General features: G+C 56.8%; 11 protein-coding genes and 2 pseudogenes. 7 read left to right on the forward strand and 6 right to left on the reverse strand.

The annotated features are described in order from the left end of the window. Positions 1-199: 199 nt before the first annotated feature. The 3 genes from AC07W5_RS06865 to AC07W5_RS06875 form a co-directional block, all read right to left on the reverse strand. Complete coding sequence (locus tag AC07W5_RS06865) at positions 200-526, reverse strand: DUF4189 domain-containing protein (RefSeq protein ID WP_495023043.1); 327 nt, start codon at positions 524-526, stop codon at positions 200-202. 260 nt (positions 527-786) lie between these two features. Continuing rightward, positions 787-969, reverse strand: coding sequence for a hypothetical protein (locus tag AC07W5_RS06870; RefSeq protein WP_494992261.1), 183 nt, complete (start codon positions 967-969; stop codon positions 787-789). A gap of 544 nt (positions 970-1513) precedes the next feature. Beyond that, positions 1514-2179 carry a ribonuclease T2 gene (locus AC07W5_RS06875; RefSeq protein WP_494992262.1) on the reverse strand — a complete coding sequence of 222 codons (666 nt, stop codon included), beginning with the start codon at positions 2177-2179 and terminating at the stop codon, positions 1514-1516. 410 nt (positions 2180-2589) lie between these two features. Here AC07W5_RS06875 and AC07W5_RS06880 point away from each other — a divergent pair, with 410 nt between their 5' ends. Next, a complete protein-coding gene (locus tag AC07W5_RS06880; RefSeq protein ID WP_495023044.1) occupies positions 2590-3294 on the forward strand; it encodes a murein L,D-transpeptidase catalytic domain family protein in 705 nt (234 codons plus the stop codon). A gap of 310 nt (positions 3295-3604) precedes the next feature. Here AC07W5_RS06880 and AC07W5_RS06885 read toward each other — a convergent pair. Continuing rightward, positions 3605-3766, reverse strand: a pseudogene (locus AC07W5_RS06885) (ABC transporter substrate-binding protein); the annotation flags it as partial. Positions 3767-4396: 630 nt separating this feature from the next. Here AC07W5_RS06885 and AC07W5_RS06890 point away from each other — a divergent pair. The 4 genes from AC07W5_RS06890 to AC07W5_RS06905 are packed head-to-tail and all read left to right on the forward strand — an operon-like array spanning position 4397 to position 10484. Further along, positions 4397-5605: an HlyD family secretion protein gene (locus AC07W5_RS06890; RefSeq protein WP_495012599.1), complete on the forward strand. Its 1209-nt coding sequence runs from the start codon at positions 4397-4399 to the stop codon at positions 5603-5605. Next, complete coding sequence (locus AC07W5_RS06895) at positions 5605-6870, forward strand: hypothetical protein (RefSeq protein WP_495023045.1); 1266 nt, start codon at positions 5605-5607, stop codon at positions 6868-6870. The genes AC07W5_RS06890 and AC07W5_RS06895 overlap by 1 nt, the downstream gene beginning before the upstream one ends. A 1-nt stretch (position 6871) precedes the next feature. Continuing rightward, positions 6872-9037 carry a glycosyltransferase family 2 protein gene (locus AC07W5_RS06900; RefSeq protein ID WP_495023046.1) on the forward strand — a complete coding sequence of 722 codons (2166 nt, stop codon included), beginning with the start codon at positions 6872-6874 and terminating at the stop codon, positions 9035-9037. 10 nt (positions 9038-9047) lie between these two features. Further along, entirely contained in the window at positions 9048-10484 is a 1437-nt protein-coding gene (locus AC07W5_RS06905; protein ID WP_495023047.1) for an efflux transporter outer membrane subunit, read from the forward strand. 13 nt (positions 10485-10497) lie between these two features. Here the strand turns inward: AC07W5_RS06905 and AC07W5_RS06910 are convergent. Next, a pseudogene (locus tag AC07W5_RS06910) lies at positions 10498-10656 on the reverse strand (class II aldolase/adducin family protein); the annotation flags it as partial. A gap of 382 nt (positions 10657-11038) precedes the next feature. On the opposite strand from AC07W5_RS06910, the gene AC07W5_RS06915 reads away from it, so the two are divergent. Next, positions 11039-11827, forward strand: a complete 789-nt coding sequence (locus AC07W5_RS06915; RefSeq protein WP_495012602.1) for an SDR family oxidoreductase — start codon at positions 11039-11041, stop codon at positions 11825-11827. Positions 11828-12328: 501 nt separating this feature from the next. Next, entirely contained in the window at positions 12329-13162 is an 834-nt protein-coding gene (locus AC07W5_RS06920; RefSeq protein ID WP_494992269.1) for a DeoR/GlpR family DNA-binding transcription regulator, read from the forward strand. On the opposite strand, the gene otnI is transcribed toward AC07W5_RS06920, so the two are convergent. Continuing rightward, positions 13159-13941: a 2-oxo-tetronate isomerase gene (gene otnI / locus AC07W5_RS06925; protein WP_495023048.1), complete on the reverse strand. Its 783-nt coding sequence runs from the start codon at positions 13939-13941 to the stop codon at positions 13159-13161. The two genes, AC07W5_RS06920 and otnI, sit on opposite strands and share 4 nt — an antisense overlap. Between the last annotated feature and the right edge of the window lie 46 nt (positions 13942-13987).

Consider the following 13987-nt stretch of genomic DNA (forward strand, 5'->3'; position numbering starts at 1 on the left):
TATACTCATCCATATGAGTTACGGTGTATGCATTGCCATTAACATTGATGGTAAAAATCCGCTGATCATAACCTGACGAACTATTGTTTCCAGGTATGGGGAATATATGTACTTCACGTGCGCCTTGATCGTTGACCCAGCCCCATCCACTCTGATCTTTTCAATGCTCATGCGGAACTTTCCAGCCCACTCACCATTATTATCGATAGTAATCGACAACCGCATTACGAATAGCGGTCAAGTCGGCGGGTGCACTTTTTGAATCAGCACCTTTTACATTTGTATTGCACGCCCATACGTGATTATTGCAACTATTTCCATTTGAGCGCCCCAGACACTTTTCATTGGCCATACGATCTGCCACTGATTGATCCGAACCTTTTCCCCAGCCATAAGCTGTTCCTACCGCGCCGTCTATCGTGCGGTATGCTCCACACCTGTCAGCGCCAAATAATTCCAATACAACACTGCAGTTTCCGCCTCGCTGCGCGCACTCATTGAGTGCCCTCGTATTGGCCTGCTCCATGGTTCAGTGATCGTACGACCAGCCGTAATAGAAACCATTATTTTTGTCTACAGCCAACGCCCCAAATTTATCGCCTGCCCATGAGCAGGGAGATAGAGCGAGAAGGATAATTATCGCCATGACCTGTTTTTTCATGTGCTTCATCCCGATGAAATAAGCTGACAGCCTCATTGCTCATGCCTGCACAGGGGTACAGTGTTAGTGGTCTAGCGGTGATCCCCCCGCTCCCGGAGCAGCCGAATTCTTTCGGCCTGAGGGATTTATGGCCGAATCGGTTCAGCGGGCTTTTTCTTGCCCAGTACATAACAGGTGGTAATACAGTTGGGGTTGTGAGGACTGCTTACCGGCGTCACGGCCAGCAGTTTCCAACCCTCCCGCAAGGCCTTGTTCACCTCTTGTGAGGTGTATACCTCGGTGATCGTTTGCGCTTCGTGCAACTGCATGGCCCGGCTCCCTCTGATTGAGCTTGAGTGTTCAGCGTAGCCTTTTATAAAACTCACGGGGGATCCTTTCGGTGCGTTACACGTAACCCGCCATTAAATATAGACTCAATTCGGCGGCGCTCCATCCAGCTCGGTCCCATTGGAAAATGGGACAGATATATTTTTATGTTTCTCATAATCAATTTCTGCATGGCGAGCCTCACAGTAGCCTCGGCCTGCCAAGCTAAAGACGATAAAGACCCTGAGAACCCAGCATTGCAACATAAACCAACCGTCATTATTCATAGACTGACTGGTTATATTTAAATATCCAGCTCAACATCTCAATCCTCTTCAAAAAATCAGGAGAATGTGATGAATACTGTTGAGTATGATTACTCTTGTTGGCGCTACTGATAATAATATTTTTTATTACAGCCGCAGCACTATTAAAAAAAGCTCAAGTAAACGTCGCTTCCAGTGTACCTGTTCAAGGGCAAATCTTTTCTTGAACTATCGTCAGCCCCCCCTTGGCCGAGAGTGCTGACGGCTCCAACCGGCTCGCTCATCGAATAGGCGGCACGCGAATCTCTCCGGACCGACATTGAGTTTTGACGCCCTTGCCGCAGGCCCCGAATGCCAAGTCCTTGCCCATGCAGACACGAACCTCGGAGAGCTCGGGCCCGCTACACAGAATAGCGATGCCATCAGCAGGGATACCGGGATTACTCTGCCGGAACATTTGTGCAATCTCTTGTGCTTCAAAGTAATGGGCAGTGCTGAAGGGTTGCAGTTGCTCAGGGATCCGGACAGCGCCCACGGCCTTGTCCGCTGTGTCCAGATAACCCGAGGCGCCCAGGCCACTGCAGGTGCCGTGCTTTGTCCATTCATGCTCCAGCAACTTGCGCGTCGCAAACAACGTCAGCCCCCTCGCCTGCTCCGCTTGCGTTAAAGGAACCATCGGCGGGCACGACTGCGGCCAGCCGCCCTTGGCGTATTGAGGCCAGAGACCGTGGAGCACAAAGCCATAGCCTTTCCCCGAGCATTGCTCATTGTCGCGATGGGTCAGGCAAAACGTGGGCGACCAGGACAACGTCAACAGATAGTAGTCAAACACCCCCGCAACCGAATCAGACTGATGCTTGCCGTTTCGCCCCTCGCGAGCATCGCTCATACCAATACTGCAAATCGTCAGCGCAATAAGCGCGCCCAGTACATAAAGTTTTCTCATTTTCCCTCTCTTTGAATACCGGTTCGTCTGGCTATTTCATATAGTTGATGAGTCAGTCTAGACCAGGAAACATTCTTGTCACCTTGACGTTTCAACAACATGACTTGAACTGCACGCTTTAAAGACAATAACCAGTAAAGCGTGATACCGGCCGAAGAAGTGGCGAATATAAACCTGTCACACGTCCCGTCAAGGGTTATGAAAAGAGTTTTATTATTTGTTTTGCCTCTTCGCCACAGCGGAAAGTCCTGCTCGCGGCAAATATGAAATGGACAGTTCTGTAGCTGGATTCAGTGCTCGCAGCACTGCACAATCATCCCCCTGCACCTCGGGTTTAAAAGTCAATCGAGCATCGTCACTCAGACCCACTGACACTGCTAGACTCGTATAAATAGTGATGGGATACGCACATGACGCTAGACCGCTCGGGCTTTTTAATGGCAGCCATGCTTGTGATGTCCATGTCTGCAGAGGCCGCCTACGCCGATTCGCTTGAGGCTGCGCTGGTCAAAGCGGCACCAGACGCTAACGCCAAGGTTATCGCGCTGGCCGTACGTGCGTCTCAGTGCCGAATGGCGCAAGGCGCGGCACCTGTCCAAAGACTTGCAGTGATTGATTACTCTCTCCCCTCAACCGAGCAACGACTGTGGGTGTTTGACCTGCGACACCGCACATTGCTTTTTCACGAACTGGTCGCGCACGGCCGTAACAGCGGCGAAAACATGGCCAGTCAATTTTCCAACCAGAATGAAAGCATGGCCACCAGCCTTGGGTTGTATCGGACGAGTTCGACCTATGTCGGTCATAACGGCTATTCCTTGCGCATGGAGGGATTGGAGCCTGGCTTCAACGATCATGCACTCGACCGGGCTATCGTCATCCACGGGGCAGCCTATGTCAGTCGCGACCTGGCCCAGTTGAACGGCCGTATTGGCAGAAGTTTAGGTTGCCCGGCCGTGCGCCCCGCCATTGCTCATCAACTCATCGACTCAATGAAAGACGGCCAGTTACTGTTTTCTTATTATCCTGATCAACGCTGGCTGAATTCGTCTTCATTTATAAATTGCGACCGCTCCACCGTGGCTGACGCGTCCAAACCGAGTACAAGCTTTTAAGTAGTCTGGTTCGGGAGAGTCGTGCAATTCATCTCCCTTCACCTCATCGCCTTTTCCCGCATCCATTACACCCTCCTGAAAATAGATCAGAGGGTGTAAACCTTATTCAGGACGGGGCAATAACTGTCTGGTCCGGGTCTGCTGGAGCCAGGCTTACCTGATTTTGAAATCAATGGGCACGCGGGTGTCACCGGCTTGGGCGCAGGCGGTGCCGGTGGTGCCGGCGCGGCGACCGGTTGTGCTGGCGCAGTTGGCGCCGGAGCCTGCGCCACGGGTTTGCGGACCGGTTTAGCCACAGGCTTTGGCTTGGGGACTCGTCGCCCCAACTGCGCAGGCGTTGCGAGACATCAAGCGGTATATCGTTGCCCCTGGCGAAGACCCGAGCGTACTCGTCGGGATTTTGCCGGCCCCACTCGAACGCCTTGGCGAAACGCTGCAACACATCATTGACCGCCTTTCGTTTGAGCGGATTGATGCGGATGTCCGTGCGCTTTGGGGCGAGCCTGCGGGTGCGTCCCCTTATAAACCAGTCCTGGTATGTTTCGGCCTTATTCAAATATATGAACATATGGATCCTTATATTTTTTTTGCCTTATATCCTCCCCGCTTTCGTGCTGAATACTTCTTTAAACAGGACAAGAAACAGCACCCAGAAGAACACCCTCAGTTTGTCGGCAATCTAAAACCTTAGAACATCAGATGTTGACAGTCGCCGAGAGCACATTTACCGTCGCAAGCTCGAGACGTAGACAAACACTGGCTTTGAATGAGCCGTACATCTGAACGCAGAAGCCCGGCACCTCATTCATGGCAGACTTCGACCAGCTTTACCGCAGCCGCTTCGATATGTAAATAAGTAATAAATTACGCGTAGTTTATTATCTAATTACACCAACAAGACAGGGCAAAATTCCTGCGCACCAGAAAACAACTTTCAAACCATCGCTGGGTCAGAGACATATCGCCCGGCAAATGAACGGCGATTCAACTTGAGTTCCACCTGACTTCTGCCCTGTGCAGTCATGGGTTCTATTACCTGACTGTCGGGTCGGACCGGCCACGTGCCGAACTAATTCATTGCTCTTTCAAGGAGTGCTGGAGAATGGCTGATACTCGCTCAAAACGCTTTTCATTTTCCTTCCTGCCGCGACTGGTCGGATTCGGCGTCCTGGCATTCATTATCTGGCTGCTGTTTTCGACACTGTTCATGCCCTTGATGTCTTCCTCCGCGACGCGGGCGGTGTTGAACGCACCTGTGATTTTGCTGACGACGCCTATCGATGGAGTGGTCAGTTCGCTCACGATCGAACCGGGAGCGAGCTTTGCCACAGGGCAAAAAATCGCCACCATCGATAATCCGCGGGCCAATCAAGAGGCGTTGCTGACCTTGCAAACGCGCCGTTTGTCCCTGGAACAGCAACTGTCTTCATTGACCAGCCAGGCAGAGCACGATCAGCAGTTTCTCAACGCGCTGGAGAAAACCAGTCAGCAATATCAATCGGCATTCCATACCCGACAGCTCTATGCCCAGAAAGCCCTGAAAGCCGAGAGCAGTGCTGCCAGTGTGCGCCTGGAGGACGCCCAGGAGACGGTCGATCGTAACCTGGAGCTGTTTCGCCAAGGCGCCATCAGCCAGGCCGCGGTGGCCTCCTCCAAGGCGCAACTGGCATCACTGCAAGGCGCCGCCGAGTCCGTCAAGTCGCAACTGCGGATCAACGATGGTGACCTCAGCGCTGCCAGCAAAGAGGTGTATCTGGACCCTGAGCAGCTGCGCCTGTTCGAACTCAAGGCGAAAATAACCACTCTGCAGTTGAGCCTGGCCAATCAGGCCAAGAATCAGGCGACGCAACAACAGGAACTGGACAACCTCAATAACCTGATTGCCACCGAGCAAGACAGAATCAAGCTGATGAGCGGGTACGACGTGATCGCCTATTCACCCGGCACCGTCCAGGAATTGGTGGCACCGCAAGGGACACAGGTGCGCGCGGGTGCGACATTGCTGCGCGCCACCAACTGCAATGAGAGTTACGTGATTGCAGTGTTCCCGGAGCGAATGGCGAGCAAGATCGAACGCGACAGTGTTCTGCGGGTGAGTATCCGCGGTTTGAGCCATACCCTGACAGCCAAGGTCGTGCAACTGCTGTCCAGCCCCTCGGATATTCAGGCCAGTAGCTATAGCGTTCCATTTCCCTATGCCGAACAGAATTCGGTCTATGTGGTCGGCGCCTTCGGCAGCAATCTCACAAAAAGTCAGCGAGCCGCGGTCTGCAACCCTGGGCATTGGGTCACTGCCGAGGTGTCACGCTGATGATTACTTCCAGCTATGCCCGCAGGCGCTGGGTGCTGACACTCGGTCTCCTGGCAGCCAGCCATGGCGCGAGCCCGGCACTGGCTGCGGACCCGATGCCACGCCTGGCCGAGATGACCTGCACAGCGCTCGACCAGGCGGTACAAGCGCAAGCGGCGGGCCCTTTGTTATTGGCCAGCTATCCACCCGTGGCCGGTCAGCAGCCTGAGATCCAGGCCTTGCGCGGGGTCGCGTTCACTTACGATAACGCCTTGGCCAGCATCGCTCTGTTCGCCTGCGGCAAAGCGCAATCGGCACGCCGGATCGCGGATGCGCTGGCATACGCGACCTTGCACGACCCTGACTATCAGGACGGCCGATTGCGCAACGCCTACGCTGCCGGACCACTCAAAAGCGGACCGATGACGCTACCTGGCTACTGGAGCACGCAACGCAACGCCTGGAATCAGGATGCGTACCAGATCAGTAGCGCTACTGGCAATCAAGCCTGGGGGGCACTGGCGCTATTGGAGGCATTTCGCCAAACCGGCGAGGAGCCTTATCTGAAGGCGGCCCAAAGGGTTCTGCGCTGGACCGAACAGAAAACCTACGACAGTCGGCCTCCCGAAGGATTCATCGGCGGCTACTACGGCTATCCCCCGGAGCAAGCCAGGCAGGAATGGAAGTCCACCGAACACAATGCCGATCTGGCTGCCGCCTGGACCGCGCTTGACCAGTTGCATGCGGATGAACATGCGGTGCGCCAGGCGAAGATTGCGCGCCAGTTCGTCTTCAGTCAGTGGGACGCCCGTGAAGGCCGCTTTCTGATCGGCACACTGGGCGACGGGCGAACATCCGATCGCTCGCGCTCAGGGCTGGACGCGCAGATCTGGCCGTTGATTGCCTTGCACCATCCCCCTGCCGATTGGCAGCGGGTCTTCAGTTTCATCGATCAGGCGCATCGTTCCGGGGCCGGTTACGGCTTCAAGCGCAATCCGGATGGTCTGTGGACCGAAGGAACTGCGCAGACTGCTGCGGTTGCTCGGCTGAGCGGAGCACCGGAAAAAGCACAGCCGCTATGGGCGGTTCTGGCCGCGCAGCAAACCGGCGACGGCTGGCTGTTTGCAACACCCCAGGCGCGCATCAGTACCGGACTGGCCATAGGTCCGGACTCGGTCATCGATGATTTTTACTATTACCACCTACCTCATTTGGGAGCCACCGCATGGGCGGCGATCGCCGCAACCGGCATCAACCCCTTCACAGGTTCTCGCGAGGCGAACTGACATGCATACATTGGACACGCTACAACTGCTGCAAATCAATTTCTGGACGCTGGCCATGGTCATCCTGTTCGGATGCCTGACGCACCGCGACCAATGGGCGGCGCGAAGCGCTTTCGGCGCAATGACCGCGCTGCTGCTGATCAACTATGCCGTCTGGCGGATCCGCGACACCCTGCCTGACGCCCATGCCGGTGCTGCCACGGTCTGGTCATACAGCTTTCTGTTCTTTGAGCTGCTGGCGATCGTTTACACGCTGTTTTCAATCATTGTGATGCTGTGTCGCTCGGATCACCACGCCAGCGCCGATGCCGGGGAGCGTCGCCTGCGAGCTGCGGGCCAGGATGTGCCCGCAGTAGATGTGTTCATCGTGACCTATAACGAGGGGCTCAATATCCTGGAGAAAACCATCGCCGCCGCTCAAGCCATCGACTACCCCAACTTCGCTGTCTGGGTGCTGGACGATACCCGGCGTGACTGGTTGCGCGACTATTGCTGCGAGGTCGGCGTGAATTACGCACGTCGTGGGGACAATTCGCACGCCAAGGCGGGTAATCTCAACAATGGTTTACAGCAATCGGCTGCCAGCACCAATGCGCCCTACATTCTGGTGCTGGACGCGGACTTCGCACCGCAGCGACCCATTCTGTTGCGCACCCTGGGGCTGTTTGAAGACCCTCGAGTCGGGTTGGTGCAGACACCGCAGTTTTACTACAACCCCGATCCAATCCAGCACAACCTCGGTTCCTCGACCTGCTGGGTAGACGAACAGCGGGTATTCTTCGACGTCTACCAACCGGCGAAGGACAGCTGGGATTCTGCGTTCTGCGTCGGTACGTCGTTCGTCATCCGCCGCGACCTCATCACCGAGTTCGGCGGGTTTCCCACCGAGTCGATTTGCGAAGACATCAACACCACTTACCGGTTACTGCAACAAGGTTATGTCACTCGCTGGCTGAACGAACGCTTGTCCATCGGCCTGTCGGCCGAGGGCTTGACCGAGTACATCAATCAGCGTGGGCGATGGTGCCTGGGTACGATTCAGGTCGCACTGCTCAAGGACGGTCCTTTACGTGGCAAGGGCTACACGCTCAATGATCGTCTGCACTTCCTGCACGGCCTGACGCATTGGGCCTCCAAGCCATTCATCTTGATGCTGTTGATCTCACCGGTGCTGTACTGGTACTTCGGTATCGCCGGATTTTATGCCAACCCTGTTGATTTTCTCGCCCACGGGATGCCCGCGCTGATTGCCTTCTGGGGTTACGGCACCTGGGTCACCGACCGGCGAACGCTACCGATTTTTACCGAAGTCACCCAAATCGTGGCTTCGCTGGCGGTGACTGCCACCCTCATCAGCGCCATGATCCGCCCCTTCGGCCGGCCGTTCAAAGTGACGGCAAAAGGACTCGATCGCTCCAGAACGGTGATTCACTGGAAGTTGTTCGGGTTCTTCTGTGCGCTGACCTTGCTCTCACAGATCGGCGCTTATGCCGCCATTTCGACTGCTGCCGCATTCGACGGCAACATGCTGTTCAATCTTTGCTGGACCGTGGTCGCATTGGTCTACAACCTCGCGACCCTGGTGGCCTGCGTCGACAGGCCCCGGCTGCACGGTGAAGAGCGATTCCCTTTCGACAAACCCGCCGGCTTGCGTATCGCCGGGGTGACCTTGCAGGGCCGAATGGTCGACATTTCCATTAGCGGGGCCGCTTTCTCCTGCACGTTAGCGAAATTGATAAAGCAGGGAATGCGCGGTGAAATATGGGTCGACAAGGTTGGCTGGATCGGCGTGGAAGTCATGCGCCACCCCCGAATTGATCAGTTGGGACTGCAATTCATCGACCTGTCCGATGCACTTCGCCATCGGCTCATCGCGCGGCTGTTCAGCGACGCGACGGCCAATGTTGCCGGCAAGGCCAGGCCATTGATGGCTTTCAATAGCCTGTTGCGCCGCTCGTTACTGGGTGAAAAGACAGCCAGATCGGTACTGCCACGACGCACCAGCCAACCGTCCAGGCCTTCTATGGTTCGCTTCAAGTCCTTTAAGGGCAGTTTGATAAAAAAGCCTGTGCCGCAGGTGTCCGGCCCTGAAGGATCCGGCAGCAGAGGCAGCTTGTTATCCCTTCTTATTTCCCAGCTGCGAGCATTGCTCGGTCAACGCCTTTAGGAGAGCCATCATGAATAACTCCTTATCCACGACCTGTCTGGCATCCCTGCTCATGCTGAGTGGCTGCTCGATGGAACCCACTTATGAGCGGCCGGACGCACCGATCGATCAACAGTGGCCGCAATCCGCGTCAGCCGATTGTTGCAGCGCCAAAAAGGCATTCGAACAGGACTGGCGCGGCTTCATTCTTGACGACCGGCTCCGGCAATTGATCGAACTGGCCCTGAATAACAACCGTGGCTTGCGTCAGTTCGCCGCCGGCATGGAGGAAGCCAGAGCGGGTTATGCTGGAGCCCGGGCCAAGCTGTTTCCCGCCATTGGCATCGACACCTATGCCGGGCGCAGCAAGATGCCATCGATCGTCAGGACGCCCACCGGAGGCGACAGCACAGGCAGCGTGGCCAACACCTTTCAGGCCACGGCCGGTTTCACTTCATACGAGTTGGACCTGTTCGGCCGTATCCGCAGCCAGAGAAATTCGGCGCAGGCCCGTTTCGAAGCCTCCGAAGCAGACTACCAGACGGCCCGACTGGCATTGATCGGTGAAGTCGCCAGCACCTGGCTGAGCCTGAAAGCCAACCAGAATCTGTTGGCGTTGGCACAAAACACCTACGACTCGCAAAATCACTACGGACAGCTGTTGCGCACCAGTTACAACTATGGCTCTACCGCACGGATCGATGTCCACCAGGCCGATGCCCAAACCAACACCGCGGCAGTACAGATCAACACCTATCGCATGCAAGTGGCGCAGGATATGAATGCGTTACGCGTGTTGGTGGGTCAATCCGTGCCCACCCAACTGTTACCGGAAGGCGAACTGGGCAAAACCCTTGCGACCGCCGATGTACCTGCCGGGCTGCCGTCATCGCTGATCGAGCGCAGGCCGGACATCATGGCAGCCGAAGCGCTTTTGCGGGCCGCCAACGCCGATATAGGCGCTGCGCGCAGCGCCTACTTCCCCAGACTTTCACTCACCTCTGCGTTGGGGAGTCTGTCTGGAGAGTTTGCCAATCTGATGAGCGGCCCGGCCGAGCTATGGTCAGTCGCGGTAGCCGGGTCTTTGACGCTGTTCGATGGCGGGGCTCGACGCGCTCAGGTGGATGCCAGCCATGCCCGCTACGATGGACAAACCGCCGCTTACGAAGGAACCGTGCAGAATGCCTTTCGCGAAGCGGCCAACGCGCTCAATGCGCGTCAGGAGATGCTGACCCAGGTCGACAATCAGAAACACCTGGTCGCTGACTATCAAGAAGCCTATCGCCAGTCTCGCCTTCGCTTCGAAGCGGGTCTGGACAGCTATTTCTCCACCATGGACGCCCAGCGTTCGTTATTCTCTGCGCAACAGCAGTGGTTCGCACTGGAACTGGCGCGGGAAATCAATCAGGTGAACCTGTACAAGGCCTTGGGCGGCGGCTGGAAGCCACCGATGAAAGTCGCCATGTGAGAAACCCTCCAACTCACTCTTTATAGGCCGTATCGGTGCGTTCCAGCTGCCGGATCAGCGCGTCCCGATGCCGTGCAACGCCCGGACCGTCGCCACTTTTGAAGACTTCGGCCTGTTTCTCGACCTTGGCCATGACTTCTGCCGGCGGGAAGATCAATTCAGCGTTCCTCGCCCAGGCCTGATCACATAAACCTGTGTGCCTTCGGCAGCGCCGGGGGCATGGATGTCTGATAGTGCCGACAGTCATGCTGTCGGCATTTTTATTTCTCGAAAATTACGCCGGCGGTGGCAGCCAGACCCGGCCGGGCCCAAGGCAAACTCCGGATCGGGACCGGCTCGAAGCCAAACTGCCGAGCTGCTATATTCCTGCACCTTAATGGACTCTCTGCGACCCGCCACAGCATGGTCAGATCCTCGGAATCGACCAGTGCCAGTTAAAAACTGTTACCTATGTGCTTGAACTGTTTTGTTAGCTATGAGGGTGAGTCATACCGGCCTTACCTTGTCGCCAGTTTTTTTACATTCCTATTGAACACCACTGAAGGAGACCGCTTGTGAATCTCGGCATCGAGGGGCGTTGGGCACTGGTTTGTGCCGCCAGCAAAGGGCTTGGCAAAGCCTGCGCGCAAGCGCTGGTCAGCGAAGGCGTGAACGTTGTGATCACCGCTCGCGGCGAAGACACGCTCAAGGCTACGGCCTCTGAGCTACGCGCGTTGAACCCCGCTGTAACCGTGATAGCGGTCGTGGGCGACATCTCGACGCCAGCGGGTCGAACCGCTGCGCTGGCGGCTCACTCGCATTTCGACATCCTGATCAACAACGCCGGCGGGCCGCCTCCGGGGGATTTCCACGACTGGGACCGGGAGGCCTGGATCAAGGCCCTGGACGCCAACATGCTCACCCCCATCGAGCTGATCAAGGCAACGGTGGACGGCATGGCCGAACGTGGGTTTGGCCGTATCGTCAACATCACCTCGAGCGCGGTCAAATCCCCCATCGAGAGCCTGGGCCTGTCCAACGGTGCGCGCAGCGGGCTGACCGGATTCATCGCAGGGCTGGCCCGACAAGACAACATCGCCAGCCGCAACGTGACCATCAACAACCTGCAACCGGGCTCCTTCGACACCGATCGGCTGCGCAACAACCTGGTCGCCGCCGCGCAGGATCTGGGGCAGGACAGCGAAGCCTTCCTCGCCGAATGCCGCCGAGAGATTCCGGCCAAACGCTTCGGCACGCCTGAAGAGTTCGGTGCATTGTGCGCCTTTGTCTGCAGCGCTCACGCTAGCTACCTGACGGGGCAGAATCTATTGATTGACGGCGGGGCGATTCGCTCCACTCAGTAAAAGCAAAAGCCTCAAAATTTCTTTGTACCATTTTCGTACCAGAGGCCATTCACGTGCGGCCCTCAAAAAAGAACACATCCCCTCAAGAGGCAAGCTCTTTCGCGGAAGTGTTCTTTGGCAGAAAAGCCAGAGTCAGCAGGGTTACAACACTTCAATTTGGCCCTTTCCAGCGCCAGATCCGACGGACTCAACGGCACATAACCCTCGGCCGTAGCCTTCTGCGCCTTGATGATCGTCTGTCCCTCGCGGGAGAGGACGCTTGATCTGCTCGTTGCACAGGCCGATGGCAGCGACCGCGACCCCGGCCGGGTCATCGGCCAATCGAGCGAGAATCGCCTCAGTGTTGTCATAGCTCTCGTCGGCTGGCGGGCTGGCCATCAAACCTGAATGACCGCCGTGGTGCCTGGATCCATTACAGCGTTGCGCTACTGATCCAGTCACAGATTCGCTACTATGTTTGACCGCACCTTTACCCTCAGCTTTCCTCACTTTGGAGCCTGAATGCCTAGTCAAAAGGACATCGCCGCGCAAAGCGGCGCACCGATGATTCCTGAGCAGCGCCGTGAATTGATGCTGCGACAGTTGCGCAAGCATCAGGTGCTGAGCGTTCATCAGTTAATGGAAATGTTCGACTGTTCGCACATGACCATACGCCGCGATATCGCTCTGCTTGAACAGGAAGGACGTGCTTACTCGGTAACCGGTGGGGTGCGAATCGCCAGCCAGCTCCACAGTGAGCCCAGCCATCAGTTCAAGGCGGTGGTCGAGTTGCCGCAGAAGCAGGCGATGGCGAAACTCGCCGCGCGCTTACTGCACCCCGACATGACGATTTATCTGGATGCGGGAACCAGCACGCTGGAGATCGTCCCCTACATCAAGGCGCTGTCGGGCATGACGGTGGTGACCAACGACTTCGGCATTGTCCAGGCGTTGATCGAGGCGCCCCATGTCACGGTGATTCATACCGGCGGGCAGCTGGATCACTCCAATCAATCGTGCGTGGGCGGTTTGGCGGTTGCCACCTTGCGCCAGGTCGTCACCGATATCGCCTTCATATCGACCAGTTCCTGGGATTTGCGTCGCGGCCTTACCACGCCTTCGGCGCTGAAGGTGGAGGTCAAGCAAGTCGCGATGCAATCGGCCTCGCAAGTGGTGCTGGTGGCCAGCAGTTCGAAGTACGGCACGTTCAGCATGTACAAGATCGCCGGGCTCGAGCAGTTCGATATCATCCTCAGCGACGATGCGCTGACCCCTGCCGCGGTCGATAGCATCCGCAAGCAGGGTGTGGAACTGCTGTTGCCTTCCGATAGTGGCGCGCAGGGTTTTGAGCGCTAGCGGCTCTTCCAGTCCCGCAACCACTGCAAGCCTGCCGAGGTATTGCCACGCGGCCGGTATTCACACCCTACCCAGCCGTCATACCCCAACTGGTCGATCAGCTCGAACAGATAGGGATAGTTAACTTCTCCCAGGTCCGGTTCGTGGCGATCCGGTACGCCAGCGATCTGGATATGGCCGATACCGTCGAAGTCCCGACGCAGTTTGCTGGCCAGGTCACCCTCGACGATCTGACAGTGGTAGCAGTCGAACTGAACCTTCAGGTTACTGGCGCCCACCTCCTTGCAAATGGCCTGGGCCTGATCCTGCCGGTTGAGGAAAAAGCCCGGCATGTCCCGCGTGTTGATCGGTTCGAGCAATACCGTGACCCCGACCTTGGCCGCCTGAGCGGTGGCGTAAGCGAGGTTTTCCAGGTAAATGCCGTGATGCCGTGCCCGATCGCTCTCGCGGGGCAACAGGCCTGCCATGACATGGATTCGTGAGTTCCCCAGCACGGCGGCGTATTCCAGGGCGCGATCAAAACCGCTGCGAAATTCACTCTCACGGCCCGGCAACGACACCGTGCCCCGCTCGCCAGCCGCCCAATCGCCGGGCGGTGCGTTGAACAGCGCCTGTACCAGGCCGTTGTCGCTCAAGCGCTGCTTGAGTTCCTGAGCGCTGTAGTCGTAGGGAAACAGATACTCCACCGCTTCGAAACCATCGGCGGCAGCGGCGGCGAAGCGATCCAGAAACTCATGTTCGGGATAGAGCATGCTGAGGTTGGCAGCAAAACGAGGCATGTTAGCTCCTATAAGAACTAAAAATAGTTCATTGAAACAGATGGCT

Source organism: Pseudomonas sp. GW821-FHT01E05 (genome assembly GCF_059422425.1).